The organism is Citrobacter sp. W9 (assembly GCF_026719375.1).
GTDB classification, from domain to species: domain Bacteria; phylum Pseudomonadota; class Gammaproteobacteria; order Enterobacterales; family Enterobacteriaceae; genus Citrobacter; species Citrobacter werkmanii.
Map to the genome: position 1 here is coordinate 57137 of NZ_JAPPTE010000002.1, position 26554 is coordinate 83690.

The following is a 26554-nucleotide window of genomic DNA, read 5'->3' on the forward strand; positions in this document are numbered from 1 at the left end:
AAATAAGGATATTGATATGGCTGCAGTTGGAATTGTTCATAAACTCAACACGCAAATGAATCTTGAGTTCTACGCATCGAATCTTTACCTGCACCTTAGCGAATGGTGCTACGAACATAGCCTGACAGGTACCGCAACGTTTCTACGCACGCAGGCGCAGGGTAACGTAACTCAAATGATGCGTATGTTTAATTTTATGAAAAGCGCCGGGGCTAACCCCATCGTCAAGGCCATCGATGTTCCGGGTGATGAACTGACTTCCCTTGAAGAACTGTTTCAGAAAACACTGGATGAGTACCAACAGCGTTCGAGTAAGCTTTCACGCTTAACCAATGAAGCTGAAGCATTGAACGATGAGCCAACCGTTGATTTTCTCCACGATCTGGAAAAAGAGCAGCAGCAGGATGGCGTACTGTTACAAACCATTCTTGATGAAGTCCGCAGCGCGAAACGCGCGGGACTGTGCATGGCGCAAACCGATAAACATCTGCTGAACGTCGTAAACTACCAACATCACTAATCTTCAATTTTCATAACGCTAGCCGGATAGTCATGCCACGCATCTTATCCGGCTAGCGCTCAATGATCGCTACGCTCGCGCCTCTCATTCTCAAAGGCGCAAAAAACCTTTCTAAAACCTGAAACAACGGTTTATTTTAGTGAGACTCATTCTGCGGCGTGAATTTCAACTCGATCAAGGCAACTGCTTTTTGTATTGCACGCATAGTAACCGGATCGGCACCTGCAGGGTGACTTGAAAAGTCGATGCTTTTCAGTTGGCTGGACATTTTCTCCCGGACTTCTACCGGGGCGATAACATCAATGACATCCAGAATTTGTTTGATAACCAGCTGACAGGCAACAACGTCCGAGAGCAGTTCCTGATCGGCATTCAGTGTTTGGGACATAATGAGCTCCTTATAGAAAGGTCGTCATAGTACCCATTCAGCGATCGAAACGGTAGCGGCGTACGCATAACGGATACGCTGAAAATAAAAAAACAGACCCGGTCAGTTTCTTTTGAGATGGCAAGCACAACATGAGTGAACATTTAGCAGTTGAGAATAAACGCGGTCTCTCCCCGGCGGCATTACTTGTAGCCGGCGCTTTCTTTATGGAGTTTATTGACGGTACGGTGATCGCTACCGCCCTGCCCGACATGGCCAAAAGCTTTGGCGTACAGGCGGTTGACCTGAATATTGGTATTAGCGCCTACCTGATCACCCTCGCCGTACTTATCCCCGCCAGCGGCTGGATTGCGGACCGCTTTGGCGCCAGAAAAGTGTTTACCCTCGCACTGGCGATATTTACCCTCGCCTCGGTCTTATGCGGTTTGTCCACCAGTCTTGAAAGCTTTGTCGCCATGCGAATCTTACAGGGCGTGGGCGGCGCATTAATGGTTCCTGTTGGCCGCCTTGCGGTATTACGCACCACGCCTAAACATCAGTTAATCACCGCCATTGCGACTCTGACCTGGCCCGCGTTAGTCGCGCCCATCATCGGTCCTCCGCTTGGCGGATTCATCACCAGCTATGCCAACTGGCGTTGGATCTTCTTCATTAACGTCCCATTGGGAATACTGGCGATAGCGCTGGCGCTACGTTTTATTCCGGATATTCATGACGACGAGCGCCGTCCGTTTGATATAGCGGGGTTTGTCGCGACCTCTGTTGCCATGGTAAGTCTGGTGTATGCCATGGAGTTGCTGGGAACCCAGCAGCCGCAGGGTTGGCTAACTGCCGGACTTCTCACGCTGGGAATAGCGACTTTCCTGTTTGCCCTACGCCATTTTCGCCGCGCCGCCTGGCCGATGATTCGTCTTGATGCCATGAGCGTCCCGACTTTTCGCGTCACGATGTATGGCGGATCGCTGTTTCGCGCCTCTATCAGCGCCGTACCATTTCTGCTGCCGTTAATGTTCCAGGTAGGTTTTGGCATGAACGCTTTTCACGCAGGTTCGCTGGTGCTGGCGGTGTTTGTAGGCAATCTGACGATAAAACCTGCCACCACGCCGTTGATACGCTGGCTGGGCTTTAAGAAATTGCTGTTGATCAACGGGGCCCTTAACATCCTGGCGCTGCTGGCCTGTGCATTGATAACGCCGCAAACGCCCGTATGGGTTATTTTGCTGGTGCTGTATCTGGGCGGTGTGTTCCGTTCAATCCAGTTTACCGGCGTCAGTACGCTTGCGTTTGCGGACGTCCCCGCGTCGCAAATGAGCTACGCCAATACGCTGTTCAGTACGGCAACACAGTTAGCAGTGGGACTGGGAATTTCATTAGCCGCTATTGGGATCCGCATCGGCGCTGAAGTCAGTGAATGGCTGGCGCTGGGCAATATTCCGGGGATCAGCTTCCGCCTGGCCTTTGTGGCTATCGCCATAATTTGTCTGGTCGGTATGGTGGATACGCTGCGGCTTACCCATGATGCCGGAAGTGCGGTGTCAGATAAGAATAGATAGCCCGGCGGGAGAACACCGCCGGGCCAGCAGGATTTAGCCAATAATCTCGCGCACAAACGCTTCGATCGACTTGTCCTGGCAGTTTTCAAAGAAGCACTGCTGGAAGCGTGGACCCGAGACGGCGGTTTTCACCAGTTCAGGATCGATAGCGCGCAGCGTATCCAGATAATTCTCTTTTACCACTGCCGCTTTCACCTGATTCAGAATACCGGCGTTACGCACCTGAGGCTCTTTACGTTCCGGTGGATAACCTTCCCCGGTACGTCCAGTAAACGCTTTTTCAAACATATAGCGCACATTGAGCTCGGCGCCCCAGCCAAAGCCTTTGGCGAAGGCCAGAGAAAGCGCATTCCCATTGTTGATTTGAGAAAACAAGAATGCGTCCGCCGGATCGAGGCAGTAGCCGCATACGACCCCCGGATGGATATTCAGTGACATCATTGCGCCCTGACCCGTACCACAGCCGGTGACCACAAAATCCACGGCTCTGGAATTCAGCAGGATGCTGGCCATAATCCCTAAATGAATGTAGGTCAGATGATGGTCATTTTCATCGCTCATGCCGACGTTATAAACGGGAAAACCTTTCTCATCCGCAACGGCTTTAAGCTCGTTATGAATGATGGCGTTTTTGCTTGCCTGGCTGTTTTCCATCATCAATGCAATTTTCATTCTGTCATCTCCTGAATGCGTAGCGTGGACTGCTGAAAGTCATAACATTCAGGCCACATTACTATTTTGCAAACCCACTTTCAAATTTAATGAAATTTTGTTTTATAAAGTAATGAAGGGCTCACATTTTTCCCTCAGCAGCTCAGAATGGCCTCAAGAAAGTAACGTCGTTGCGATTAATCGCAGGTGATCTTCAGGCTATTCAAGCCATTGATACGTCGAAAGGCATGCCATGATAGACTATCTCCGAACTTTCAGAGCGATCTCATGAAGACCTTTATCATTGCCCTTTTGCCGCTCGTGCTGACAGGATGCACTATTACTAAACAGGCGCAGGTGAGCGAAGCCAGCGCCATCACCGGCGTGGTTCGCCTGACTTACAACCAGGCCATGTTGCAAACGGCACGAACCGATGACTACGTAACCCAGGGAACCGCCACCAAAGAGTGCCAGCGTATGGGTTATGCCAGCGCCGTTGCGTTTGGGCAGCCAGTGTCAACCTGTAGCGTATATGCCGGTTCTTTGTGTTTGAACACCAAAATTACGCTCGCCTGGCAGTGTCACGGCGTCGCGGTATCTCCAGCGTCCTCATTCAATTACTAATATTTTCGACCAGCATTTTTTTGCTGGTCATTTGTTACTTCGGTATTTATATCCTCCGCTCAATAGCGTTAATGCGTTTTATTCCCATTCGTATTTTTAATAAATAAATTTATTATTTTACCTTTTGCAAATAATTAAATAACAAATTATAGTGGCGCCACGTAATATATAATAACGTTTGTGGAGCAGAACCATGCTGAAAACAGAAATGATCGACCAACTGAATGAGCAAATGAACCTTGAATTATATTCATCTCTGCTCTACCAACAGATGAGCGCGTGGTGCAGCTATCACAGCTTCGAAGGTGCTGCCGCGTTTCTGCGCCGTCACGCCCAGGAAGAGATGACGCATATGCAGCGTCTGTTCGACTACCTGACTGACACCGGTAGCTTACCGCGTATTAATACCGTCTCTTCCCCCTTCGCTGAATATGCTTCTCTGGACGAACTGTTCCGTGTCACTTACGAACACGAACAGCTGATCACCCGGAAAATTAATGAACTGGCTCACGCGGCAATGACCCACCAGGATTATCCGACGTTTAATTTCCTGCAGTGGTATGTTGCCGAGCAGCATGAAGAAGAGAAATTATTTAAATCTGTTATTGATAAGCTATCGCTGGCAGGAAAAAGCGGTGAAGGTCTTTATTTCATCGACAAAGAGCTGGCTACGCTCGATACGCAGAATTAATTCTGTTGGATAACGGTGGTGAGATGCCACCGTTATTCGATAATCTTAATGGCGGCAGATCTTGCTTTCGTGCGTAGAGAAGCCGTCTTCTTTTGCAATAAACTTCCCCTTCGCCGCTAAAAATGCCACCAGCTCAGCCGCCGTCATTCCTTGCGCAGAACAGGTGTGAAAACGTGCCCGCTCGCCAAAACGAGCCGTAATCGCCGCTTCAAGACTGGCATTTGAATACTGCTCGCCAGATTCAATCATCATGTTGAGCACTTCATGCCCGTGAATAGATTCCATACTACCTCCTCAATAAAGGGCATAGCCTAATGTGAACCGCAGGGTGCTGCTTTGCGCTAACACAGGTTTACCAGCAGATAAATGTCATTTCCCATACATCTTAAAATCACCCAACAATCGTAAAGATTTATGTACACGCATTGTAACGGTGATTTGACGAAAATAATGTTTTGCCTTAACCTGCGCCGCAGATATAACCGTTGATTATCTCTGGGACAGAGGAAAGCGTGAAAAACAGAACCCTGGGTAGTATTTTTATCGTGGCGGGAACCACGATTGGTGCCGGTATGTTGGCAATGCCGCTGGCTGCGGCAGGCGTGGGGTTTAGCGTCACGCTGGTATTGTTAGTCAGTCTTTGGGCGTTAATGTGCTACACCGCGCTGTTGCTGCTTGAAGTGTATCAACACGTACCGGCTGACACCGGGCTGGGTACCCTGGCGAAACGTTATCTTGGCCGTTACGGACAATGGGTAACGGGTTTTAGCATGATGTTTTTAATGTACGCGCTGACGGCGGCGTACATCAGTGGCGCAGGTGAACTGCTGGCCTCCAGCATCAGCGACTGGACCGGGACAGCTATCTCGCCATCAACAGGTGTACTGCTGTTCACCTTTGTTGCCGGTGGTGTGGTTTGCGTTGGGACGTCGCTGGTCGATCTGTTCAACCGTCTGTTGTTCAGTGCCAAGATAATTTTCCTGGTGGCGATGCTGGCCCTGTTAATGCCGCATATCCATAAAGTGAATCTGCTTACGCTGCCGCTTCAGCAAGGGCTTGCGCTGTCCGCAATCCCGGTTATCTTCACGTCGTTCGGTTTTCACGGCAGCGTTCCGAGTATCGTCAGCTATATGAACGGTAACATCCGTAAACTGCGCTGGGTATTTATTACCGGTAGCGCCATTCCTCTGATCGCCTATATTTTCTGGCAACTGGCAACGCTGGGCAGCATTAACTCGTCCACGTTCATGGGGCTGTTAGCCAACCACGCTGGTTTAAACGGATTGCTACAGGCATTACGTGAAGTCGTGGCATCGCCGCACGTTGAACTGGCGGTACATTTGTTTGCCGATCTCGCACTGGCGACCTCTTTCCTCGGTGTCGCGCTGGGGCTGTTTGACTATCTGGCAGACCTTTTCCAGCGCCGAAATACCGTAGCAGGAAGGATGCAAACCGGCGTGGTGACGTTCCTGCCGCCGCTGGCATTCGCGCTGTTCTATCCACGTGGTTTCGTGATGGCGCTGGGATATGCGGGCGTTGCCCTCGCGGTACTGGCGCTACTGATCCCCGCCATGCTGGCATGGCAAAGCAGAAAACATAACCCGCAGGCTAATTACCGCGTGGCGGGTGGCGCACCGGCGCTGGCGTTGGTGTTTATGTGCGGCATTGTGGTGATCGCGGTACAGTTTTCCATTGCAGCAGGGTTACTGCCTGAAGTGGGTTAAACAAAAGGGGCTTTACGCCCCTTTCTGTTAATGCAGACAGCACTGCTTGTATTTTTTCCCACTGCCGCACGGGCACGGGTCGTTACGTCCTACCTTGGCATCCACTTTTACCGGCACCTTCACCGGCGTTTCCTGCGGATGCGCCATCCACCAGGCATGCAGATCCAACGCCGCCAGACGGATAGCGTCCACGCTTTCCTCAAACTCTTCTGGCGTCAGTTTCTCAACCACCGCGAAGTTTTCTTCTGTACCGTGCAGCGCAATAGCCTCGAGCGCCGGTTTCAACGTATCCGGTAATGTGGACCAGTCCGACAACGCGACGCCGCGCATATAACCAAAGCACCACTCTTCTACGATGGTCAGTTCATGCTCGTCAATTTCACGCAGACCAAACAGCGGCTCAAACTGCTCAGGGTATTCATCCAGACGATCGGCCGTATCCGCCATGTGCTGAAACGCCAGGTTCATGAAGCGCGTCATTTCTTTTTCGGAGGACCAGCGAGGGACATACTGCGCACCACCCCAAATTGCGACCAGCCACTGCTCCGGTTCAATTTCATACGGTGAACTCAGCACCGCCGTCAGCAAACCATCCAGTTCTGACACATCCAGAATAGCCTTGTCCGTATTGTACTTAGTCAGTACATCATCCAGCCATTCCAGTTCGCTCTCGTTTAATGGTCCCGTTTTCATAACGCTTTTCCTTAGTCAAAAATTCTCGCCTGTAATCATCCTACATGGCTGGAGGGATAACAGATACAAATGGGCGTGGGCGGCTTACAATTGCCGCCAGTTCAGGTTAACAGGAAACGAGGGGAATTCCGGTAGTTAACGCACAAAAGAGAACACCCGGCCGCCGGGCATCATACCGGGAAAACAGAACAAAACCACCCGTAGGTGGTTATTGTTGCTCAATACGGTTAAGCGTCGCGCTATACCCGGTTTTTTCTACCGCTTTAAGCAAAGTATCGGTAGGAAAACCTTCAGGCACGATCGCTTCTGTCTGCCTTGTCTTGAGTGAGGATTTCGCCTTAATGACGCCATCGGTTTCGCGTAATGCCTGATTGACCGAAATTACGCATAACGAGCAGGTCATATTTTGTATATCCAGCACCACTTTTTGATTGGCCGCCTGAACCCACAACGGCAATAATAAGCCTGCAACTAACGTGAAAATCTTCATTCAAACACCTCATAAAACCAGGCAACCAGCGTTGGGTAAAATAACACCGGCAAAATCAACGCCAGCGCACACCAGTAGAGAACGCGCGCTTGTTTCAGGGTTAGCCAGCCAGAACACCACAACCGTTTGGAAAAATAGAGTCGCCAGAAAACACGCAGTAATAATCCCAATGACAGCAGCATCAAAGGAATTCGTATAAACTCAAACCGGGTTAAAACAGCAAAGCTCGCCGCTGAAATACCAAATAACAGATATAACAGCGGCCCAACGCAGCATAAACCGGCAGTGACGGCAGCCGCCGCGGCCGTCAGCAGGGTCAGTCCCGCGCCTTTAGCGTTGTTCTGTGGCGACATAGCGGTAGGAGAACACTTTAGGATCGTAGAAATTGATCGGGTCGCCATCGACTTCTGCGTAAGGATAACCAAAGTTGTTCATGGCGCCCTGCTCTGTCGCCGGATACAGCTCGAAATCACGTCCATAGTTGAATCCTACCCAGTTCATTTCCCAGTTACCGAACAAGTAAGCGTTGACGGCCTGGACATCGGCATCCTGATGCGATTTTTTCTCAGCCAGACGCATTTTGGTCACGTCAGCGGGATCGCACGGTAACCAACCGTAGCCTGCCAGATAGAATTCGGCGCGACAGTGCTGTCCACCGCTGACATCGGCAACGCCTGCGCTATCGGCCTTGCCAAAGGCGCTTGTCGAGTAGCGCTCGAGCTTATTGGCTTTGCCCAGACGGATGCCAAACAGTTCACGCGCCGGAATACCGCTGGCCCGTGTCAAAGCAACAAAAACGGAGCTCATATCGGTACATTTTCCCTTGAGCTTGCCGCTTTTTAAGATCTCCGCCACATCACCGGTACCGCAGCCAATAACGTCATTATCTCGTTCCATATGGCTACTCACCCAGTCGTAAATGAGACGCGCTTTTTTCAGCGGATCTTGCTCATTACCGGTAATTTTGCGCGCGGTTTCCAGAACCAGCCCATCAACAGGCGTATGTGCCGTCGGTAACAAGTAGGGTTTTACATCCAGCGGATAAATAATCTGCTCCGGTACTTGCCAGGTTTTTAGCGCATCCTGCTTCAACGGCTCCCAGTCGGCAGTTTCGATGTCGATATCAACGTTAATCAACAATTCGCTCTGGGAGTCTGGCCAGGTGGCGAACAGCGTCTTCGCGCCATAGGCATTGTTGGTGGTGACATATGCCTGCTGATAGTTCCCGCTAAAGGCAAGGGCTGTCATTTGTTGAAACGCAGTGTCTACAGGTAGCGGGATCCAGAGTTTCACCACACCGCGCGATCCCTCAGCAGGGTTGAGTTTATACGTTTGTGATAAGACAAAGCGTCGACGCGCGACAGGCGCGACTGTTGGCTCCGCAGCATGTACCGTCTGGCTAAGAACCGTAGGCCCGACTAAACCGGCGGCGGAAAGGAGAACGCTATTTTTGAGAAATTGTCGACGTTGCATTGCTGTCTGTCCATGTTGTAAGAGTTGAGCTACGGCCCGTTGGGAAACCGGCGATCATCACAGCAGACAGACGCTGACTTAAAAAGGCGAGTCGATGGAGATTATTCATCAATAACAGACCTGTTAACTGTGAATGAAATGAGAGACTACAAGGTCGCTATTAAGCCATTTACAGGCAAAAAAGTACAGTAGCAAGCGGATATCAATCTGCCAGATCACCCTGTCGCATGAAGCAAACGCAGCAGAAATCCGGCCTATATTTAAATGCATGCAATAGTAGAAATAACCCAATCCATAATCCCGTTTCATATTCTGGGAGGAAGTAAAAATGGCAATGAGAATACTGTCTATTGATGGCGGCGGGATCAGAGGCATCCTGCCGGGTATGCTACTTGTGGCACTGGAGAAGAAATTGCAGGATATATCAGAAAATCCTGCCGCCAGAATTGCGGATTACTTCGATCTGGTTGCCGGTACCAGTACCGGGGCCATTCTGTGTTCTGCTTATGTTTGCCCTGACACAAAAGGAAAACCAAAGTTCTCCGCTCAGGAAGCCGTCAATTTCTACCTTCAGGATGGGGATGAAATTTTTGATGTCGGTGTCTGGAAAACAATCAGTTCACTGGGTGGCGCTACCGATGAGAAATATTCTGCAAAGGAGCTGGAGCGAGTATTAAAAATGGCATTCGGTGAAACAAAACTCAGTGAATTATTAAGACCAACCTGCTTTGTTTCTTATGACGTGAGCAGTCGTCTTCCTGTCATTTTCAAACAACATTCAGCCCTCGCCAAAAATCGGGACTTCCTGGTCAGGGACGCTTTACGGGGTACCTCTGCGGCTCCCACCTATTTCGAAGCAGCGCGTATTTATTCATTGCCCCCTGTTCCCGAAAAATTTGTCCTGGTTGATGGCGGTGTGGTAGCAAACGACCCCGCGCTCTGTGCCTATTCCGAAGCGATTAAATTCAGTAATGTCGCTGGCATTAAGGATATGATTATTGTCTCACTGGGAACCGGCAAGAAATTGCAGGGGTATTCCTATTCCGAAGTTAAGGACTGGGGCCCCTTTGGCTGGGCAAAACCGGCTATTGATATCGCGCTTGAGGGGGGGCCGCAGATGACCGCGTATTATCTGCAACAAATTGCCTCAACGGTAAAAAATTCTAAATACTACAGAATACAGCCTGAACTATACGGCGCCGATCCAACGCTGGATAACGCATCGCGTGAAAACTTAGAACTTCTGCGCCAGGCAGGTCTACAAAATGCCGCCGTGTATGATAAGACATTGACTGAGATCGCTAAGTTATTAATCAATAGTGGAGGCAATTTTAAATATCAGGACGCTCATTAATCCCCAACGCTGACTGAACTCAAAATATATGCACCTTCGTTGCCAGTTTACGGGCTAACCCTCTTGCCCCCTCACGCATGACCGTATTGTGATTCCAGCGAAATACGGGTGCCGCCAGCGGGGCAAGATAATTCATCCAACGGATAGTGGTTCGGACATTCCAGTCATATTTGACAATAGTCTCTTTGCCACTCGCAGTAAAAGACCACACACCTCGCCCTTCTACCGCCCCGCTGGCTTGTCCTTCAAGCAGAGAGCAAGGGAGAATATTCAATACATTGATATCAAAGGTTAAACGATAAGGAAGCGCCCCTTTCCAGGTATAACGATGTAGCGCGCCAATGCCCTGTAAATCCCCCTTCTTGATCTCCACAATTCTTTCCAGACTTCCCCACCATTCCGGCCACTGGTCCGGATGGGAAAAAATATCCCATACCTCCTGGATTGAAGCCTCAACCCGCCAGACCGTGGAAAACTGATACTCAGCCATAGTACGGGCTCCCTCAAGGCGTGAAGAAATTAGCGGGAAAACGGATGTTGATAACCATAGCTTCCAGAAGAACGGTTTCTAATCGCCGCCCATCTGGGGCATAGCCGATCACTTTGGCAGGGAATCCGTGATAATTATCCAGCCAGACGTCGTAGCGGTGAACGCCATCCACTGTCATTATTCCTGGCCCAACCACAGACACATGCGTCGTCTCCCGCCCCGCCAGACGCTCCTGAGCAACAAGCGTCGTTGTTCCCTCGCGCTGCAGATGGCGAATATTGCCTAACAACACGCCGATATCAGAGCGATCCACCCGATGACCGCGCTCATCCTGGATCAATGAATTGGTCGGCGACAGGTGCAAAATGGGCAACGACCCCACACCAAATGGCCATAATGTCACTTTACCGGTGACGGGATTAAAGATGAGCACCGCGCCTGAATGCGGCTGGGTAAAATCCATTCGTACGTAGCCGGGTTTCTGATAGCTGTAGCGAATGATTTTATTCTCATCCTGCGCAGATGAAGATCGCAGCATGACCTGATAAGAGCTCATGTTGTTAAATGACTGCAGCGAAAATGCAACAGGATCCGTGGCTCTGGCTCGCGGTGATAATCCCCCTCTTTCTTCCACCGACCATACTGAGCAACTAAAGACAAGCAATGCGGTGAACGCAACTAGCGGAAAAAATGAGACGCTCATGGCCGCCCCCTGTATCTGTACTATCTGCCAACAGGAGTCATCGCCTGTCGACTGTTATTATAGTTCTTAACCGCGTGGCGCTACTCTCCCTGCTTCTCAGACGCAGTAGGAACAGTTGGTTAAATTGTTGGTTTTCTTTTCAGTTGAGATGACAACATCAAGCTATACTTTAATAGCCACACTCTTAACAGGTATTAATCATGAAACTGCCATCGGTATTTTCATGCGCCGTTCTCATCTTACTGCTGCTGGCGTCATCATCTGCCGCAGCCAGCGCGTTACAAAATCAGGCCGCGAGTGAGCAAGCGTTAAGCGCGGCACTCCGTGCCGGTAATGGCATCATCATCATTGGCGGTACAGATGATTTCGCTTTCACGTTCAGGGCACCAAACCGAATCCACAGACATTTAGCGATTCAGGATAGCTTTGGCGATCCCACCATGATAAATGGTTTCCAGGACCTCAACGATAATCCTGCCCGAAATGGGTTTATCAACAACCCTGCCCGAGGACGATTTATGCTTAACGCACCGATTCGTCGATAGAGTGATTATCTATTGCAAATGTTTGAAGGGCATTTTACGTTTCAGGCAGGATAAAACGACGGATTACAGGCACAAAAAAACCACCCGTAGGTGGTTTCACGACACTGCTTATTGCTTTGATTATTCTATTCTTTCCCATGGTACCCGGAGTGGGACTTGAACCCACACAGCGCGAACGCCGAGGGATTTTAAATCCCTTGTGTCTACCGATTCCACCATCCGGGCTCGGGAAGAAATTGGAGGCGCGTTCCGGAGTCGAACCGGACTAGACGGATTTGCAATCCGCTACATAACCGCTTTGCTAACGCGCCGAAATCTTCTGGCTTTTCAGCCGACATCCGCTATTGCCGATGCCTTTAATTTGGAGCGGGAAACGAGACTCGAACTCGCGACCCCGACCTTGGCAAGGTCGTGCTCTACCAACTGAGCTATTCCCGCATCACCAAGTAACTTTGTTAATCACTTGATTTTGTTATCGTCTGGCAATCAGTGCTGCCGTTCGATGCGTTGCATTCTACTTACCTGACGCAATGAGTCAACGATATTTTTCACCACTGACGATCGTTTGCTGAAATTTGCGCCGAAACGATCACTGTTCAAGCAAATCTCCCCATGCAGCGCTCAAATACTGGAACATTGACCACAAAGTCAGTACCGCAGCGACGAAGAAAAGTGCGATCCCGGCATACTCTACCCAAATATTTGGACGCCACAGCAGCCACGCCAATGCGGCCATCTGCGAAGTGGTTTTCACTTTACCGATCCAGGACACTGCCACACTGCTGCGTTTACCCAGTTCTGCCATCCATTCACGTAGCGCAGAGATGATAATTTCACGCGCGATCATCGTGGCGGCAGGAAGCGTCACCCACCAGCTGTGATAGTGCTCCGTCACCAGCACCATCGCGATAGCAACCAGCACTTTATCGGCAACGGGGTCGAGGAAGGCGCCAAAACGCGTGCTTTGGTTCCAGCGACGCGCCAGATAGCCATCAAACCAGTCGGTGACCGCCGCAATACAGAAGATCAGCGCACAAACAAAGGGAGCCCAGGTGAATGGCAGATAAAACGCCAATACAAAGAATGGGATCAGGATGACGCGAAACAGCGTGAGCAACGTAGGGATATTAAATTGCATATGACGGATAACTATCTGTTGTCAGTGAAATTACCCCTATGTTGCTACAGAGGGCCTAATGTTTCAACGAGTAGAAGATCTTTTCTGCCAGAGCTTGCGAAATACCCGGCACTTTTGCAATTTCTTCAATACTTGCGTTACGAAGACCTTGCAAACCGCCCATATATTTCAACAACATCTGCCGACGCTTAGGCCCAACGCCTTCAATGGTCTCAAGCGTGCTGGTACTTTTCACCTTCGCGCGTTTTTTCCGGTGTCCGCTGATCGCATGATCGTGAGATTCATCGCGGATATGCTGTATCACATGCAACGCGGGCGAATCCGGCGGCAGGCTAAAGCCCTCTCCTTCCGGCTCAAAGAATAGCGTTTCCAGACCCGCTTTACGATCGGCCCCTTTCGCCACCCCCAGCAAAAGTGGGTGCTGTTTATCCCAGGGAACATCCAGCTCGGCAAAAACGGCTTTCGCCTGTCCCAACTGACCTTTACCGCCATCGATCAATATTACGTCCGGAACCTTACTTTCTTCTATCGCCTTACCGTAACGCCGACGCAGAACCTGATTCATCGCCGCATAATCGTCGCCCGGCGTAATGCCGGTGATGTTGTAACGACGATACTCTGCGCGCAGTGGGCCATTGGCATCAAAAACCACGCAGGAGGCGACCGTCTGCTCGCCCATCGTATGGCTGATGTCAAAACATTCCATGCGTTTTACAGCGGGTAACTTCAATACCGATGCCAGCGCCGTCAGTCGCTGAGTAATGGTCGACTGCTGAGAAAGCCTGGTGGTTAACGCTACTGCCGCGTTGGTACGCGCCAGCTTCAGATAACGCGCACGATCTCCGCGCGGTTTCGTCTGAACATTAATCTTCCGCCCGGCCAGGTCAGACAATGAATCCGCCAGCAGAGTTTTATCGCTAAGATTAAAATCGAGCAGGATCTCGCCGGGTAAGGTACGCATTTGACTTCCCTGCAAATAAAACTGCCCGACAAAGGTTTCCACCACCTCGCCGAGTTCTGTTCCATTCGGTACTTTCGGGAAATAGCTGCGACTGCCCAACACTTTACCCTGACGAATGAACAGTACGTGCACACAAGCCATGCCAGCGTCAAACGCCACCCCGATAACGTCCAGATCATCCCCGGAATTCGAGACAAACTGTTTTTCGGTGACGCGACGTACAGCCTGAATTTGGTCACGAATACGCGCAGCCTCTTCAAATTCGAGATTTTGGCTGGCCTTTTCCATCCGGGCGATCAGTTGGGTTAATACCTGATCGTCTTTCCCGGACAGGAATAAACGGACGTACTCGACCTGCTGTGCATACTCTTCTTCACTCACCAGGCCCGCCACACAGGGACCGAGGCAACGGCCAATCTGATATTGCAGGCAAGGTCGCGAGCGATTGCGATACACGCTGTTTTCGCACTGGCGGATGGGAAAAATTTTCTGCAGCAGCGCCAGCGTTTCTCGTACGGCATAGCCGTTGGGGAACGGTCCAAAGTACTCGCCTTTGGCATGCTTGGCCCCACGATGCATCGCCAGGCGTGGATGAGTATCGCCGCTGAGGAAAATAAAAGGATACGATTTATCATCGCGCAGCAATACGTTATAGCGCGGCTGATACAGCTTGATGTAGTTGTGTTCAAGCAATAACGCTTCGGTTTCGGTGTGTGTCACCGTGACATCAATCTGCTGGATTTGCGCGACCAACGCTTCGGTCTTACGCGACGCGAGATTACTACGGAAGTAACTGGAAAGCCTTTTTTTCAGGTCTTTCGCTTTCCCGACATAGATAACCGTCCCGGCGGTATCATACATACGATAAACGCCGGGCTGACTGGTTACGCTCTTCAGGAACGCTTTGGCATCAAACTGATCGGTCACTGGCTTGTTAATGTCTCCGCATTACACAGGCCATGGCGAATTGCCAGGTGAGTCAACTCGACATCGCCGTGAATGTTTAATTTACTGAACATTCGATAGCGATAGCTGTTCACCGTTTTAGGACTAAGATTCAGTTGTTCTGAAATCTCATTGACCTTCTGACCTTTGGTGATCATCAGCATAATCTGCAACTCGCGTTCAGACAAACTGGCAAACGGGGTTTCCGTTTTCTCAGGTTCAATCTGGCTGAGCGCCATCTGCTGAGCGATATCGGAGGCAATATAACGTTGCCCGGAATAAACCGAACGAATGGCACTCACAACTTCCTGGGGGGCGGCTCCTTTGCTGAGATACCCCGCGGCACCTGCCTGCATGACCTTTGCAGGTAACGGGTTCTCGGTATGTACCGTCAGCATAATCACTTTAATGTCTGCCGTTGAACGCGCAATTTTGCGGGTTGCTTCGAGACCGCCAATACCGGGCATATTCATATCCATCAGCACAACGTCCACGGTATTTGAGCGGCACCATTTCACCGCATCTTCACCACAGCACGCTTCGCCGACAACTTTTATGCCTTTTATATCTTCCAGAATGCGTCGTATCCCTGCGCGCACCAGTTCGTGGTCATCAACAAGAAAAACGTTGATCAAAGGAATATCTCCAGAATAGGGATAACGCTACCGATAGTTAATCGGTCCTATGTTAACGGGTTTTATCTCAACTTTGAAATGTAAAAAACGTCCGACTTTCGATTTTGCTCTCGTTTTTGGAAATTAGATTGTACGGCGGGTGGAAAATTTCAGGCCTCATAGCCTGCTGCCACGGTTATATCTGCATAGCTGTTTCAGAATAGTGACAAAAAATTCATATTCCTGCGCTGAATGCAAAACAGGCAGCCAAAGTTGTAACAATAATTAACGAGTAAAATACTCGAAATAAACAACAAGTGGAGAAAATATATGCACTGCAACATGTTGTTTATTTTAATGTCCATCCCTTTAGCTTGCACAAAAAACAACCACTGATATTTTTAGCCTCGCTTATGGTATACTCCGCCGCCTTAAGATCTGACATCGCACTTTTTCATTGAAACATAACGAGGAAAATAAATGAGTACGCCTGACTTTTCCACTGCTGAGAATAACCAGGAACTGGCCAATGAAGTCACCTGTCTGAAAGCCCTGTTAACACTGATGCTGCAGGCAATGGGTCAAGCCGATGCTGGACGCGTGATTCTTAAAATGGAAAAACAGATCGCGCTGATTGAAGATCAATCACAGGCTGCGGTATTTTCCAGCACTGTTAAGCAAATTAAACAGGCCTACCGCCAGTAACAAGAAACCGGCTGACAGCATTGCTATCAGCCGGTTTTGCGTCTGACACTCAGAACGATAATTTATTCAGATAAGCCCGGTCGCAGCGGCGTAACACGCTATCTGCGTTTTGTTTGGCGCATTGAATTTCTTTTGCATATTCTTCTGGTGAAAGTTGACGGTATTTTCAGAAATCGACAGTATTATCGCTATCTCCGAAGACGTTTTCCCCTCTGCGGTCCACTTCAATATTTCTTTTTCCCGCTTGCTAAAACGCATCTCTGGCACCATGACCATGTCATCTTCCAGTCGCGTCAGCACCGACAGGCTTTCCCGCACCAGAAGCTGCATTCTGAGCTCCACTTCATCATTCGCAAAACGACTATTTTGGACACTCGTTCGCGATACCGATAAAAATCCCAACGCCCGATTCGGCAACATTAAACATTGCGTCATCCCTTTGCGTAAACCGTGATTGCGTGCGGCGTCCCACAGGGGTTGCGCATCACGAAACAAGCTATCGTCCCAGGGTAAATGCCCCTGGCTGAAGTTTTCAGGCTTCAGCACCGGATCAATGGCGAAATAATTCTCGGACTGATAATGCGCCACCCACGCTTTGGGATAGGTCGTATGAAGTGACGTTTTAGGACGGGTAAAGGGTACGGGATGACGAACACAGAGTGCGTAGAAATCGAACTCTAAATGCTGCGTCTGTTGTTGTAACTCATTATAGACATCCTCTGCCGTCGCCATTTCCTGAAAGCGTAACAGCATGCTCCGTCGCCAGGTAAAGAAATCATGATCCTGCATACTAAGTGGTAATGCCCCTGCGATTGATAATCATCCAAACATATGAAACAAGCTAACACATAAATGTATTTTATATATGCAAATTATCGGACAAATGAAAAATTACTTGAGCGTGACTCAATCGCCAGAGTAAGCAACAGAATCAAGCATTAATAATAAAGCAATATTTATAAATAGTTATGCGCACAGCACTCACCATAAAACAATGCCGGTGAGTGCTGCTTGTACTATTTATTGCATGAGGAATTTTTCGAGAAACTGACGGGTTCGCGGCTGTTGCGGATGCGTAAATAAAGATTTAGCGGGTCCCTGCTCCACTATCCGTCCTTGATCCATAAATATCGCCCGGTCAGCCACATCACGCGCAAAGCTCATTTCATGCGTCACAATCACCATGGTGCGTTTTTCCTGCGCCAACTGGCGAATGGTATTAAGCACCTCGCCAACCAGTTCAGGGTCAAGCGCTGAGGTGGGTTCATCGAATAAAATAACCTCTGGTCGCATCGCCAGCGCCCGGGCAATCGCCACGCGCTGCTGCTGCCCACCGGACAGGCGGCGCGGATAGCTGGTTTCTTTTCCCGCCAGCCCGACTTTTGCAAGCAGTTCGCGCGCACGGGCTGTCGCTTCGGCTTTAGGTTCGCCTTTGACAATCACCGGACCTTCAATAATGTTTTCCAGCACCGTACGATGGGGAAACAAATTAAAGTTCTGGAACACAAAGCCTACGTGCTGGCGCAACTGGCGAATCAGTCCTTTCTGCTGAGTTAACGACCGCGCGGTATCAATGGTTATCTCACCCACTTTAATGGTGCCCGCCTCCGGTTGCTCCAGCAAATTAATGCTCCTCAGCAGCGTGGTTTTGCCCGAACCGCTCGGTCCGATAATTGCCACAACTTCACCGGGTTTGACGTCGAGATCGATCCCATGCAGCACCGTTTGCCCATGGAATTTTTTGACCAGGTTTCTGACTTCAATAGCACTCATTTCGGCTCTTTCTCCTGGCGGTTCAGTTGTTCTTCAAAATAGTTCTGCAGCGCAGAAAGCACTGTCGCCATTACCCAATATATCAAGGAGGCCGCCAGATACATAGTGAACACTTCCAGCGTACGCGAGGTAATCAGCTGCGCCTGACGGAACAGTTCAGGAACCTGAATAGTCGCGGCCAGCGAAGTGTCCTTCACCAGGCTGATAAAGCTGTTGCTCAGCGGCGGCAGCGCAACGCGTGCCGCCTGCGGCAGGATCGCCCGGCGCATGGTCTGCCAGCGCGTCATGCCAATACTGGCCCCCGCTTCCCACTGCCCTTTGTCGATGGAAGAGATTGCCGCCCGCAGCGTTTCCGCCGCGTAGGCCGCCGTATTCAGCGACAAACCAATCATCGCCGCCGGGATGGGATCCAGCTCAATACCAAACTGCGGCAGACCGTAATAGATCATAAAAAGTTGGGCGATCAACGGCGTTCCGCGAAAGACAGAGATATAAAAGCGCGCCAGCCAACGTACAGGTAATAGCGGCGACAGGCGCATTAGCGCCAGGATAAACCCCAGCACGAGGCCAAAGAACATCCCGCCGATACTCAGTTGCAGCGTAAAAACCGCGCCTTTAAGCAGATACGGTAGGGAATCGATCACCAGTTGGATACTTTCTTGCATTACGTTTTTCTACCTGATTGTTACACGTGAGGATGGTAGGCAAACAATGCAGGCGCCCCACCGGTATGGATAAAGAGAATTGGGCCTTCATCTTTAAAGCGCTTCTGGCTGATGCCGTCAATCAGACCCGCCATCGCCTTGCCGGTATAGACCGGATCCAACAAGATGCCTTCCAGCCGCGCCAGCAGTTTTACCGCTTCCATGCCCTCTTCGTTTGGCGTACCGTAGCCCGGCGCATAATAATCATCCCATAGCAGGATATCCGCTGAGGCCGTCAGTTCCAGTTCACGGGCAATGTCCTGCTGTAGCGTAACAACTTTGGGCTTTTGATCGGCCACGCTGCGCGAGACGGTCACGCCAATCAGCTCAACGTGTGGCATCAGCTGTTCCAGCCCAACGGCCAGTCCGGCATGCGTACCCGCGCTACCCGACGCCACGACCACGGAAGACAGCTCTACGGCCCCTTCACACTGTTGCGCAATTTCCAGCGCGCTTTCCACATAGCCCAGCGCGCCCAGAGCATTGGAACCCCCAACCGGGATCACGTACGGACGGAACCCTTGCGCTTCAATCCGCGTCGCCAGTTCCTGAAGTTGCGCATTCGGATCGGTCAGTGCATCGCACATTTCAATCTGGGTATTAAACAGGTCCAGCAGCAGACGGTTGCCGTTGCTGAGATAGTTTTCCGCCGTGGTGCCAATCGGGTTTTCCAGCAGCGCCACGCAGTGCAGGCCAAGTTTAGCCGCTACCGCCGCCGTCTGGCGCACATGGTTAGACTGGATAGCGCCCGCGGTTATCAACGTATCGGCCCCTTCACGCAGCGCATCCGCCGCCAGAAACTCCAGCTTACGCAGTTTATTGCCGCCCATGGCCATCGGCGTAACGTCATCGCGTTTAATGAAAATATCGCGCCCAAGATAGTCGGAGAAGCGTGGAAGATATTCGAGTGGTGTTGGCGCGCCAATAAATTCCAGACGTGGAAAGCGCGTTAAGTTATGCAGCGGCATACAGCCTCCGGTATTTGTTGTTGTGATGTTCTTTTTATTATGCACATTCAGGCGCAATGAAATAAAAAAAGGCGCTGTTAAAGGCGCCTTTTTTCATCGGATGACGATTATTTCGTCACATCCGCTCCAAACCATTTTTCAGACAGCGCTTTCAACGTACCGTCTTTTTGCATTTCGGCAATGGCGGCATCAACCGCTTTCAGCAGATCTTCATTGCCCTTGCGCAGCGCCACACCAGATTCCTGGCGGGAGAAGGCCTCACCGGTGACCGCCAGCGTATCTTTGGTTTTCTTCACCAGATCCAGCGCTGCCAGACGGTCAACCAGAATCGCGTCGATACGGCCTACACGCAGATCCTGATATTTGGTCGGGTCATCATCATAGGTACGAATATCCACGCCCTGCACGTTCTGGCGCAGCCACTCTTCATAGTTGGTGCCCAGACCCACGCCGACTTTTTTACCTTTCAGATCGGCAGCGGTCTTGATAACGCCTTCATTGCCTTTCTTCACCAGCGCCTGGATACCAGAGACCGTATACGGGGTAGAGAAATCGTATTTTTTCTTCCGTTCGTCAGAGATGGTCACCTGGTTGATAACCACGTCAATGCGTTTGGAATCAAGCGAGGCCAGCATGCCGTCCCACTTGGTCGGCTTCAACGTGGCTTTCACCCCCAGGTGCTTTGCCAGTGCTTCGGCGAACTCCACTTCGAAACCCGTCAGCTTGCCGTCATCGCCCTGAAAACTAAACGGGGGATAGGTCCCTTCCAGGCCCACCAGCAGCGTACCGCGCTCTTTAACTTTATTTAACAGACCTTCATCTGCATAAGTCTTTACGCTCATTCCGGCGACAAGTGCAACAGCCATTACACCCATCAGAGCCTGACGTCCCAGAAGTGCTAATTTCATAGTTACCCCGAATATTGTCATTAGTGACTGCTATTTATACACAAAATCATTCGAGTTGCATCAAGGCGGCAAGCGAGTAAGTCCCCAGGAGCTTACTAAAGTAAGTGACTGGGGCGAGGGAGTGCAGCCAACGCAGAGACAGCTTGAAGGATGACGTGTATATGAGCGTAGTGTAGAGCGTTTGTCGTGATTCACAAACACCACTCCGTTACACCTTATTCGTTTTTAATATATATCAGAACTGGCTGTCCAGGAGGATTTCTGCATATGCCCCATATGCGTATGGGCTTTAAACTGCTCATACTTACGCAATGCGATGCGATAATTGTTGGTGCTGGTTTCCGGCAGCCACGGGGCAAGGTTTTCGTCGAGGAACCCTTCCTGCAGCAATTCGTGAGAGATATTTTGTTCGGTCAGATGATTGCCAAGGCGGCGCAGGCGGACAACGTATTCACGTACCGTGCCGTGGCTCATTTCGGTCTGCTCAAATAAAAATTGTTTAAATCCGATGATGTCAAAAAAGTCGCTCTGCTCTTTGCAATGCAAATCACCGCAAAAACGACACAGCGCCACCCACTCTTTTTTCTCCTGTTCCCACTCAGCTTCATCCAGCAACGTATCCAGGCGGGCGATGGCGATTTTATTAACAATTTGTCCACGGCGAACCAGCGTGATCCTGTCGAGCAACTTCAGGCAATGGGCGCAATGCGTCTGGCTGTGTTTGAAATCTTTGAGGTAGCGGCTTAGAGGCCGTCTTTTTGATTGCTGCACCGTCATGAGAACTCCTGGTAGTCAATTCGTAATGCGGCATTGTTCAGGGGTAATGATTACCCCTATAGCTTACCCAGCTTGGTGCGTAGACGTTTGATGGCCTGGCTGTGCAACTGGCTGACCCGCGACTCCCCGACTTCCAGTACCGCGCCGATCTCTTTCAGATTCAGCTCTTCCTGGTAGTACAGCGTTAACACCAGCTTTTCGCGCTCCGGCAACGCCTCGATCGCCTCCATCACGCGCTGGCGGAGGTTACCCTCAAGTAGCTGTTGTAACGGGTTTTCCTGCTGATGTTCTTCCGTCACCAGCTCAATACTATCGCCATGCTCTTCCCGCCACTCGTCGTAGGAGAAGAGTTGGCTGTTATTGGTATCAAGCAACATCTGACGATACTCTTGCACAGGAATAGCCAGACGCTCCGCCACTTCGGTTTCCGTCGCGTTACGCCCTAACTCCTGCTCCAGTTGTCCCATCGCCTGTGCCACTTCGCGAGCATTGCGCCGAACGCTACGCGGCACCCAATCCCGGCTACGTAGTTCGTCCAGCATCGCTCCACGAATACGCTGCACTGCGTAAGTGGTAAATGCCGTTCCTTGCAAAGCGTCATATCGGTCAACTGCATTCAATAACCCGATGCCGCCCGCTTGTAGCAGGTCATCCAGTTCTACGCTCGCCGGCAAACGCACCTGAAGGCGCAATGCTTCGTGACGCACCAACGGTACATAACGCTGCCACAGCGAGTGTTTATCCATTACACCTTCAGCGGTATACAGTGAATTCACGATAAACAGCCCTGCGTTAAATGAGTTATCGGCATGATTATCCGTTTCTGCAGGGGGTTCTATCGGGGGAATAAGGCTATAAAAGAAGGGTTATTTCACTTATGTAGCTGATGGCGTTATTTCGCATCAGAAATAATCAAACATAAATCAAATGGTTAGCTTGCGAGGGATGCGTTTTCACGCATCCCTGCTTAAATTATGTCAAGAGATGAATCATCGACAGGTCATCACCTGTGCGCACGGTCTCGATATGCTTTTGAAAGTTCTCATGTACGGTAGGGTTATGCTGACTTAACGAATGGAAACTGTAGACGATATTGATGGCGTCCTCCTTCTCCAGGTATGTTCTTTCGAAGGCACTTGCAGCAATCAGCATTTTGATGAAATAGTATTCGACACTTATCATATATAACGTACGAAGCGGGTCTACGTTCTTTTGATTGGGAAAGTTGTTTTCCCAAATTTTATACAAAATGAAATTTTTAAGATCGAATCCAGCCTCATCCTGTTGTTCGTAAACCTTCTGCCATGTAGCCTCAAGTTTAGCAACCCCTTCACCCACAGAGTGATTATCTTCCAGGGTCAATGTTCTCAAAAGACACTGGATATAATAGTTAAGTACACCATTGGCGCGGCTTACCGGAAGACTGCGGAAATAATCCTGTAGCAAGAGCACTAAATTGACTTTAACATTGTTGTCAGCAGAAAATTTCGACAGCTCCTCTCGCATTTCACCTGACTGCATCTGAGTCATAATCGCGTGATAAATTTGCTCAACTTCAGCCAGCGCCACATTATCAATCTGATTAAACTTCTTAACGCATAAAGTAAGTTTAATCAGCGCATATAGACCCACATCCACATCACGTCCTGCCTGTTCCACCAGGCTCAGACAGAAAAGATTAAGTAGCTTTTGCTGTTGCGAAAAGACCGGTGCAGTAAAAGCATTAGGCACAATTTTACTGCTCTCATTCAGAACCATCGCATTGGGATCGGTCAGGACTAAACTGGCGACTTCCGGACACGACAGATTTAATGCTTTTCGGACATCGTTTTTGTAGATACGCTCACTACGCGGAAATGTTTTACATGTCGTGCTTAATGCCTTAGCACCCAACGTTTTCTGTACCTGGCAAAGACTGTCTTCAGTCAGATAAGGACAATGTCTTGTATCATCCGCAAGTTTAATCGTCCCCCAGTTCGTAATATCCTTTTTAAGAATAATAATATTTTCTTTAGCAATTTTCTTAATGTAGTCATCTTTACTGGAGAGATATTTATTCACCGTTGATTTATCCAGATGTATATTCCAACTTTTACAGCAATGATCGCGACATTGCGTTCCAGAGCATTGGAAGGCTTTAACAAAAGCCGGTTCGGTAACGGTAATTTCTTGCATTATTCAGACTCCAGTATAGAAAAAAGGCAGCTTTCGCTGCCTTTATTTTCTCTGACTACTAAGTAACCCAATCGATGGATTAACGCAGTAAAGAGAGGACGTTTTGCGTGGTCTGGTTAGCCTGCGCCAGTACAGAAGTACCCGCCTGCTGCAGGATCTGCGCACGAGACATGTTAGACACTTCGGTCGCGTAGTCGGAGTCTTCGATACGGCTACGGGCAGAAGACAGGTTGTTAACGGTGTTACCCAGGTTAGTTACTGCAGATTCAAAACGGTTCTGCACCGCACCCAGGGAGCTACGGAATTTATCAACATCAGACAACGCAGCATCAATTTTCTTCAGCGGATCAACTGAAAGATTCGCTGGAATGTTTGTTGCAGCAGCGGTGTCAGCCGTCACTTCACCTGTTGTAGCATCGAATTTTGCTGCTTTAAATACACCATTGGCCTCTTTTACTGCATATGCAGTTTTACCATTAGCATCTTTAAATGACACTAAAGAATTTCCAGTGCCAGCGTTAACCTTATACTCTTTTCCAATCTCTGTTACCGCTGTTCCATTCGGATCGGCAACTACATTCGCAGCATCCTTTTCATATTTAACGGTACCGGCTTTCTCATCAACATCAGCCTTATAATAGTCACCGCCATCTTCAACAAAATAGCTACTACCTTTTTTCTCCAGAGTAGCACCAGCAACAACAGCGCCACCTTTAGTATCATAAATTTTACCAGTGATAGTTACTTTACCCTGAACGGTAGAACCATCTTTAATAGACGTTGCTATATTGGAAACATCAAGGCCATCCAGCCCCAAAGTCGCACTATCGATTTTTTTCAGGTCGATCGTGATAGTTTCACCATCTTTCGCACCAACCTGAATAGTCAGCTGACCATCCTGGTTCAGGACTTTTTTACCGTTGAAGTCGGTCTGTTCGGAGACACGGTTAATTTCTGCCAGACGCTGGTTAATTTCGTCCTGGATAGAAGTCAGGTCAGACTCAGAGTTAGAGCCGTTCGCTGCCTGGACGGACAGTTCACGCACACGCTGCAGGTTGTTGTTGATTTCAGACAGCGCGCCTTCAGTGGTCTGTGCAACAGAGATACCGTCGTTAGCGTTACGGGAAGCCTGAGTCAGACCTTTGATGTTAGCGGTGAAACGGTTTGCAATCGCCTGACCAGCAGCATCGTCTTTCGCGCTGTTGATACGCAGACCAGAGGACAGACGCTCGATAGCAGAGCCCAGAGCGGACTGAGATTTGTTCAGGTTGTTTTGGGTCAACAGCGACAGGCTGTTTGTATTGATGACTTGTGCCATGATCTTTTCCTTATCAATTACAACTCGATGTTATTGGGCTGTTGCCCACGGTTTCTCACCGTAACCCATGTATCGGCACCTTAAATTCGAACTTTAGAAAATTTTTACTTTCCGCTCTCTTTTTTCTTAGCCCGTGAAATACCCTCTATATGCACCACTATTCCGCGCATTATTTTGACAAAACTATCATTAAACTTTGCGCGCAGATTGCCGATAACCCGCTTAACAATTGTTTGCAATCACAAGGAATCGGGCATGGCTTCATTTACATCATTAGGCGTAGGCTCAGGCTTACCACTGGACACGTTGCTAAACAACCTGACTATCGCTGAGAAAAAACGTTTAAATCCAATTACTCAGCAACAGACCGACAATACCGCCCGTCTGACGGCTTATGGTACGCTGAAGAGTGCGCTGGAAAAATTCCAGACGGCCAATACCGCGTTAAATAAACCGGAACTGTTCAGAAGCAGCAATGTGACCAGCAGTACTGAAGACCTGAAAGTGACCACCGAAGCCGGCGCGGCACCGGGTATTTATACCATCAGCGTCACGCAGCTGGCCCAGGCGCAGTCTCTGAGCACCTCATCGGTTGCTTCAAACAAAGAGGCGCTGGGTGATGGTTCTGCCACCCGTACAATTAAGATTGAGCAGCCGGGTCGTAAAGAGCCGCTGGAGATTAAATTGTCGCAAGACAAAACCACGCTGGACGATATCAGTAAGGCGATTAACGATACCGATAGCGGCATCTCCGCCAGCATCGTGAAGGTAAAAGATGGCGAGTTCAAACTGGTGCTGACCGCAGCAGAAGGTATGGACAGCAAAATGACCATCTCTGTTGACGGCGACAGCAAGCTGAACGATATGCTGGCCTACGACAGTACAACCGGCACCGGAAAAATGACTGAGTTGGTTAAAGCGCAAAACTCCAAGCTCACGATGAACGGTATCGATATTGAACGTCAGAGTAACAAAGTCACCGATGCCCCGCAGGGCGTGACGCTGGAACTGACCAAAAAAGTCACCGACGCGCGTGTCACTGTCACGAAAAGCAATGAGAAAGCCACGGAAGCGATTAAAGGCTGGGTCGATGCCTATAACTCACTGATCGATACCTTTAATACGCTGACCAAATATAAAGCCGTAGACGCAGGTGCTGAAGGTCAGGACAAAGATAACGGCGCGCTGGTGGGCGACAGCGTGGTACGTACCATTCAGACCGGTATTCGCGCGCAGTTTGCCAACTCTGGTAGCGAAGGTGCCTTTAAGACGCTGAATGAAATTGGCATCAAGCAGGATGGCAAAACCGGCAAGATGACCATCGATGACACCAAACTGAAAAAAGCGCTGGACGAAAACACCGCTTCGGTACGTGAGTTGTTGGCTGGCGACGGCAAAGAAACCGGGATCACCACTAAAATTGCCGCTGAAGTGAAAAGTTATCTGGCTGATGACGGCATTATCGATAATGCGCAAGACACCATTAACGCCACGCTGAAGAAACTGACCAAACAGTACCTGTCCGTCAGCGCCAGCATTGACGACATGGTTGCGCGCTATACGGCGCAGTTTACCCAGCTCGATAGCATGATGAGCAAACTGAATAACACCAGTACCTACCTGGGCCAACAATTTACAGCGATGAATAAATCCTGATAACACGAGGTAA

At 49.8% G+C, this 26554-nt stretch carries 31 protein-coding genes and 3 tRNA genes; 10 read left to right on the plus strand and 24 right to left on the minus strand.

What is annotated here, in order from left to right; all coding sequences use genetic code 11:
- Nucleotides 1–16 precede the first annotated feature (16 nt).
- Nucleotides 17–520 (plus strand): non-heme ferritin-like protein, encoded by a 504-nt coding sequence (locus OOJ59_RS04935; RefSeq protein WP_038641501.1) that lies wholly within the window; start codon nt 17–19, stop codon nt 518–520.
- A gap of 136 nt (nt 521–656) precedes the next feature.
- On the opposite strand, the gene OOJ59_RS04940 is transcribed toward OOJ59_RS04935, so the two are convergent.
- Nucleotides 657–908: a DUF2766 family protein gene (locus OOJ59_RS04940; RefSeq protein WP_005127709.1), complete on the minus strand. Its 252-nt coding sequence runs from the start codon at nt 906–908 to the stop codon at nt 657–659.
- A gap of 131 nt (nt 909–1039) precedes the next feature.
- Between OOJ59_RS04940 and OOJ59_RS04945 the strand changes: the two genes are divergently transcribed.
- Nucleotides 1040–2461 carry an MFS transporter gene (locus tag OOJ59_RS04945; protein WP_159120902.1) on the plus strand — a complete coding sequence of 474 codons (1422 nt, stop codon included), beginning with the start codon at nt 1040–1042 and terminating at the stop codon, nt 2459–2461.
- 33 nt (nt 2462–2494) lie between these two features.
- On the opposite strand, the gene OOJ59_RS04950 is transcribed toward OOJ59_RS04945, so the two are convergent.
- On the minus strand, nt 2495–3133 hold the full coding sequence (locus OOJ59_RS04950; protein ID WP_038641506.1) for an RpiB/LacA/LacB family sugar-phosphate isomerase: 639 nt from the start codon (nt 3131–3133) through the stop codon (nt 2495–2497).
- Nucleotides 3134–3400: 267 nt separating this feature from the next.
- Here OOJ59_RS04950 and OOJ59_RS04955 point away from each other — a divergent pair, with 267 nt between their 5' ends.
- The gene (locus OOJ59_RS04955) at nt 3401–3736 is read left to right on the plus strand and encodes a YecR-like lipofamily protein (RefSeq protein ID WP_038641508.1); all 336 of its coding nucleotides are present in this window, start codon (nt 3401–3403) and stop codon (nt 3734–3736) included.
- Between the two features lie 193 nt (nt 3737–3929).
- Nucleotides 3930–4427 carry a non-heme ferritin gene (gene ftnA / locus OOJ59_RS04960; RefSeq protein WP_038641510.1) on the plus strand — a complete coding sequence of 166 codons (498 nt, stop codon included), beginning with the start codon at nt 3930–3932 and terminating at the stop codon, nt 4425–4427.
- A gap of 45 nt (nt 4428–4472) precedes the next feature.
- Here the strand turns inward: ftnA and OOJ59_RS04965 are convergent, their stop codons facing one another.
- Nucleotides 4473–4712, minus strand: a complete 240-nt coding sequence (locus OOJ59_RS04965) for a YecH family metal-binding protein (RefSeq protein WP_038641513.1) — start codon at nt 4710–4712, stop codon at nt 4473–4475.
- A 227-nt stretch (nt 4713–4939) separates the two neighbouring features.
- Between OOJ59_RS04965 and tyrP the strand changes: the two genes are divergently transcribed.
- Nucleotides 4940–6151, plus strand: a complete 1212-nt coding sequence (tyrP, locus tag OOJ59_RS04970) for a tyrosine transporter TyrP (RefSeq protein WP_085048020.1) — start codon at nt 4940–4942, stop codon at nt 6149–6151.
- A 27-nt stretch (nt 6152–6178) separates the two neighbouring features.
- Here tyrP and OOJ59_RS04975 read toward each other — a convergent pair whose 3' ends face one another.
- The 4 genes from OOJ59_RS04975 to OOJ59_RS04990 all read right to left on the minus strand — a co-directional run bounded on the left by OOJ59_RS04975 (nt 6179) and on the right by OOJ59_RS04990 (nt 8807).
- Nucleotides 6179–6844, minus strand: coding sequence for a YecA/YgfB family protein (locus OOJ59_RS04975; RefSeq protein ID WP_038641516.1), 666 nt, complete (start codon nt 6842–6844; stop codon nt 6179–6181).
- 208 nt (nt 6845–7052) lie between these two features.
- On the minus strand, nt 7053–7334 hold the full coding sequence (locus OOJ59_RS04980) for a heavy-metal-associated domain-containing protein (protein WP_160955820.1): 282 nt from the start codon (nt 7332–7334) through the stop codon (nt 7053–7055).
- Entirely contained in the window at nt 7331–7687 is a 357-nt protein-coding gene (locus OOJ59_RS04985; RefSeq protein ID WP_160955819.1) for a mercuric transporter MerT family protein, read from the minus strand. Before OOJ59_RS04985 ends, OOJ59_RS04980 begins: the two co-directional genes overlap by 4 nt.
- Nucleotides 7665–8807 (minus strand): transglutaminase-like domain-containing protein, encoded by a 1143-nt coding sequence (locus OOJ59_RS04990; RefSeq protein WP_160955818.1) that lies wholly within the window; start codon nt 8805–8807, stop codon nt 7665–7667. The genes OOJ59_RS04985 and OOJ59_RS04990 overlap by 23 nt, the downstream gene beginning before the upstream one ends.
- 328 nt (nt 8808–9135) lie before the next feature.
- Here OOJ59_RS04990 and OOJ59_RS04995 point away from each other — a divergent pair, with 328 nt between their 5' ends.
- On the plus strand, nt 9136–10161 hold the full coding sequence (locus OOJ59_RS04995) for a patatin-like phospholipase family protein (protein ID WP_085048015.1): 1026 nt from the start codon (nt 9136–9138) through the stop codon (nt 10159–10161).
- A 19-nt stretch (nt 10162–10180) separates the two neighbouring features.
- Here OOJ59_RS04995 and OOJ59_RS05000 read toward each other — a convergent pair whose 3' ends face one another.
- Both OOJ59_RS05000 and OOJ59_RS05005 read right to left on the minus strand, forming a co-directional pair.
- Nucleotides 10181–10651 carry an SRPBCC family protein gene (locus OOJ59_RS05000; protein WP_069323579.1) on the minus strand — a complete coding sequence of 157 codons (471 nt, stop codon included), beginning with the start codon at nt 10649–10651 and terminating at the stop codon, nt 10181–10183.
- A 13-nt stretch (nt 10652–10664) separates the two neighbouring features.
- A complete protein-coding gene (locus OOJ59_RS05005; protein ID WP_160955817.1) occupies nt 10665–11354 on the minus strand; it encodes a LolA family protein in 690 nt (229 codons plus the stop codon).
- 200 nt (nt 11355–11554) lie between these two features.
- Here OOJ59_RS05005 and OOJ59_RS05010 point away from each other — a divergent pair, with 200 nt between their 5' ends.
- On the plus strand, nt 11555–11899 hold the full coding sequence (locus tag OOJ59_RS05010) for a hypothetical protein (RefSeq protein WP_159120908.1): 345 nt from the start codon (nt 11555–11557) through the stop codon (nt 11897–11899).
- Nucleotides 11900–12037: 138 nt separating this feature from the next.
- Here the strand turns inward: OOJ59_RS05010 and OOJ59_RS05015 are convergent.
- The 6 genes from OOJ59_RS05015 to uvrY form a co-directional block, all read right to left on the minus strand.
- Nucleotides 12038–12124, minus strand: a tRNA-Leu gene (locus OOJ59_RS05015).
- Between the two features lie 12 nt (nt 12125–12136).
- Nucleotides 12137–12210 (minus strand) — tRNA-Cys (locus OOJ59_RS05020).
- A 51-nt stretch (nt 12211–12261) separates the two neighbouring features.
- Nucleotides 12262–12337 (minus strand) — tRNA-Gly (locus OOJ59_RS05025).
- Nucleotides 12338–12488: 151 nt separating this feature from the next.
- Nucleotides 12489–13037: a CDP-diacylglycerol--glycerol-3-phosphate 3-phosphatidyltransferase gene (gene pgsA / locus OOJ59_RS05030; protein ID WP_038641531.1), complete on the minus strand. Its 549-nt coding sequence runs from the start codon at nt 13035–13037 to the stop codon at nt 12489–12491.
- A 55-nt stretch (nt 13038–13092) separates the two neighbouring features.
- Nucleotides 13093–14925, minus strand: a complete 1833-nt coding sequence (uvrC, locus tag OOJ59_RS05035; protein ID WP_087856028.1) for an excinuclease ABC subunit UvrC — start codon at nt 14923–14925, stop codon at nt 13093–13095.
- Entirely contained in the window at nt 14922–15578 is a 657-nt protein-coding gene (gene uvrY / locus OOJ59_RS05040) for a UvrY/SirA/GacA family response regulator transcription factor (protein WP_038641535.1), read from the minus strand. The genes uvrC and uvrY overlap by 4 nt, the downstream gene beginning before the upstream one ends.
- A 392-nt stretch (nt 15579–15970) precedes the next feature.
- On the opposite strand from uvrY, the gene OOJ59_RS28165 reads away from it, so the two are divergent.
- Both OOJ59_RS28165 and OOJ59_RS05045 read left to right on the plus strand, forming a co-directional pair.
- Nucleotides 15971–16018 carry a hypothetical protein gene (locus OOJ59_RS28165; RefSeq protein WP_419866966.1) on the plus strand — a complete coding sequence of 16 codons (48 nt, stop codon included), beginning with the start codon at nt 15971–15973 and terminating at the stop codon, nt 16016–16018.
- 19 nt (nt 16019–16037) lie between these two features.
- Nucleotides 16038–16262 (plus strand): DUF2594 family protein, encoded by a 225-nt coding sequence (locus tag OOJ59_RS05045; RefSeq protein ID WP_006684077.1) that lies wholly within the window; start codon nt 16038–16040, stop codon nt 16260–16262.
- A 66-nt stretch (nt 16263–16328) separates the two neighbouring features.
- Here OOJ59_RS05045 and sdiA read toward each other — a convergent pair whose 3' ends face one another.
- From sdiA to OOJ59_RS05090, 9 genes are all read right to left on the minus strand, one after another.
- Entirely contained in the window at nt 16329–17051 is a 723-nt protein-coding gene (gene sdiA / locus OOJ59_RS05050; protein ID WP_087856027.1) for a transcriptional regulator SdiA, read from the minus strand.
- Nucleotides 17052–17282: 231 nt separating this feature from the next.
- On the minus strand, nt 17283–18035 hold the full coding sequence (gene tcyN / locus OOJ59_RS05055) for an L-cystine ABC transporter ATP-binding protein TcyN (RefSeq protein ID WP_003030477.1): 753 nt from the start codon (nt 18033–18035) through the stop codon (nt 17283–17285).
- A complete protein-coding gene (tcyL, locus tag OOJ59_RS05060) occupies nt 18032–18700 on the minus strand; it encodes a cystine ABC transporter permease (protein ID WP_006684074.1) in 669 nt (222 codons plus the stop codon). Before tcyL ends, tcyN begins: the two co-directional genes overlap by 4 nt.
- Before the next feature lie 20 nt (nt 18701–18720).
- Nucleotides 18721–19707 carry a D-cysteine desulfhydrase gene (dcyD, locus tag OOJ59_RS05065; RefSeq protein ID WP_087856025.1) on the minus strand — a complete coding sequence of 329 codons (987 nt, stop codon included), beginning with the start codon at nt 19705–19707 and terminating at the stop codon, nt 18721–18723.
- A 107-nt stretch (nt 19708–19814) separates the two neighbouring features.
- Nucleotides 19815–20615 carry a cystine ABC transporter substrate-binding protein gene (tcyJ, locus tag OOJ59_RS05070; RefSeq protein ID WP_032939603.1) on the minus strand — a complete coding sequence of 267 codons (801 nt, stop codon included), beginning with the start codon at nt 20613–20615 and terminating at the stop codon, nt 19815–19817.
- Between the two features lie 225 nt (nt 20616–20840).
- Nucleotides 20841–21392, minus strand: coding sequence for a flagella biosynthesis regulatory protein FliZ (gene fliZ, locus OOJ59_RS05075; RefSeq protein ID WP_069323574.1), 552 nt, complete (start codon nt 21390–21392; stop codon nt 20841–20843).
- A gap of 56 nt (nt 21393–21448) precedes the next feature.
- On the minus strand, nt 21449–22168 hold the full coding sequence (fliA, locus tag OOJ59_RS05080; protein ID WP_038641545.1) for an RNA polymerase sigma factor FliA: 720 nt from the start codon (nt 22166–22168) through the stop codon (nt 21449–21451).
- Between the two features lie 196 nt (nt 22169–22364).
- Nucleotides 22365–23567 carry a flagellin lysine-N-methylase gene (gene fliB / locus OOJ59_RS05085; protein ID WP_160955816.1) on the minus strand — a complete coding sequence of 401 codons (1203 nt, stop codon included), beginning with the start codon at nt 23565–23567 and terminating at the stop codon, nt 22365–22367.
- 79 nt (nt 23568–23646) lie between these two features.
- Entirely contained in the window at nt 23647–24885 is a 1239-nt protein-coding gene (locus OOJ59_RS05090; RefSeq protein WP_160955815.1) for a FliC/FljB family flagellin, read from the minus strand.
- Nucleotides 24886–25140: 255 nt separating this feature from the next.
- On the opposite strand from OOJ59_RS05090, the gene fliD reads away from it, so the two are divergent.
- Entirely contained in the window at nt 25141–26541 is a 1401-nt protein-coding gene (gene fliD, locus OOJ59_RS05095; protein WP_121529191.1) for a flagellar filament capping protein FliD, read from the plus strand.
- Nucleotides 26542–26554 lie beyond the last annotated feature (13 nt).

Coding starts and splice junctions, on each gene's coding strand:
- OOJ59_RS04935 (WP_038641501.1), top strand. CDS start 17: ATGGCTGCAGTTGGAATTGTTCATAAACTCAACACGCAAATGAATCTT.
- OOJ59_RS04940 (WP_005127709.1), bottom strand. CDS start 908: ATGTCCCAAACACTGAATGCCGATCAGGAACTGCTCTCGGACGTTGTT.
- OOJ59_RS04945 (WP_159120902.1), top strand. CDS start 1,040: ATGAGTGAACATTTAGCAGTTGAGAATAAACGCGGTCTCTCCCCGGCG.
- OOJ59_RS04950 (WP_038641506.1), bottom strand. CDS start 3,133: ATGAAAATTGCATTGATGATGGAAAACAGCCAGGCAAGCAAAAACGCC.
- OOJ59_RS04955 (WP_038641508.1), top strand. CDS start 3,401: ATGAAGACCTTTATCATTGCCCTTTTGCCGCTCGTGCTGACAGGATGC.
- ftnA (WP_038641510.1), top strand. CDS start 3,930: ATGCTGAAAACAGAAATGATCGACCAACTGAATGAGCAAATGAACCTT.
- OOJ59_RS04965 (WP_038641513.1), bottom strand. CDS start 4,712: ATGGAATCTATTCACGGGCATGAAGTGCTCAACATGATGATTGAATCT.
- OOJ59_RS04975 (WP_038641516.1), bottom strand. CDS start 6,844: ATGAAAACGGGACCATTAAACGAGAGCGAACTGGAATGGCTGGATGAT.
- OOJ59_RS04980 (WP_160955820.1), bottom strand. CDS start 7,334: ATGAAGATTTTCACGTTAGTTGCAGGCTTATTATTGCCGTTGTGGGTT.
- OOJ59_RS04985 (WP_160955819.1), bottom strand. CDS start 7,687: ATGTCGCCACAGAACAACGCTAAAGGCGCGGGACTGACCCTGCTGACG.
- OOJ59_RS04990 (WP_160955818.1), bottom strand. CDS start 8,807: ATGCAACGTCGACAATTTCTCAAAAATAGCGTTCTCCTTTCCGCCGCC.
- OOJ59_RS04995 (WP_085048015.1), top strand. CDS start 9,136: ATGGCAATGAGAATACTGTCTATTGATGGCGGCGGGATCAGAGGCATC.
- OOJ59_RS05000 (WP_069323579.1), bottom strand. CDS start 10,651: ATGGCTGAGTATCAGTTTTCCACGGTCTGGCGGGTTGAGGCTTCAATC.
- OOJ59_RS05005 (WP_160955817.1), bottom strand. CDS start 11,354: ATGAGCGTCTCATTTTTTCCGCTAGTTGCGTTCACCGCATTGCTTGTC.
- OOJ59_RS05010 (WP_159120908.1), top strand. CDS start 11,555: ATGAAACTGCCATCGGTATTTTCATGCGCCGTTCTCATCTTACTGCTG.
- pgsA (WP_038641531.1), bottom strand. CDS start 13,037: ATGCAATTTAATATCCCTACGTTGCTCACGCTGTTTCGCGTCATCCTG.
- OOJ59_RS05045 (WP_006684077.1), top strand. CDS start 16,038: ATGAGTACGCCTGACTTTTCCACTGCTGAGAATAACCAGGAACTGGCC.
- sdiA (WP_087856027.1), bottom strand. CDS start 17,051: ATGCAGGATCATGATTTCTTTACCTGGCGACGGAGCATGCTGTTACGC.
- tcyN (WP_003030477.1), bottom strand. CDS start 18,035: ATGAGTGCTATTGAAGTCAGAAACCTGGTCAAAAAATTCCATGGGCAA.
- tcyL (WP_006684074.1), bottom strand. CDS start 18,700: ATGCAAGAAAGTATCCAACTGGTGATCGATTCCCTACCGTATCTGCTT.
- dcyD (WP_087856025.1), bottom strand. CDS start 19,707: ATGCCGCTGCATAACTTAACGCGCTTTCCACGTCTGGAATTTATTGGC.
- tcyJ (WP_032939603.1), bottom strand. CDS start 20,615: ATGAAATTAGCACTTCTGGGACGTCAGGCTCTGATGGGTGTAATGGCT.
- fliZ (WP_069323574.1), bottom strand. CDS start 21,392: ATGACGGTGCAGCAATCAAAAAGACGGCCTCTAAGCCGCTACCTCAAA.
- fliB (WP_160955816.1), bottom strand. CDS start 23,567: ATGCAAGAAATTACCGTTACCGAACCGGCTTTTGTTAAAGCCTTCCAA.
- OOJ59_RS05090 (WP_160955815.1), bottom strand. CDS start 24,885: ATGGCACAAGTCATCAATACAAACAGCCTGTCGCTGTTGACCCAAAAC.
- fliD (WP_121529191.1), top strand. CDS start 25,141: ATGGCTTCATTTACATCATTAGGCGTAGGCTCAGGCTTACCACTGGAC.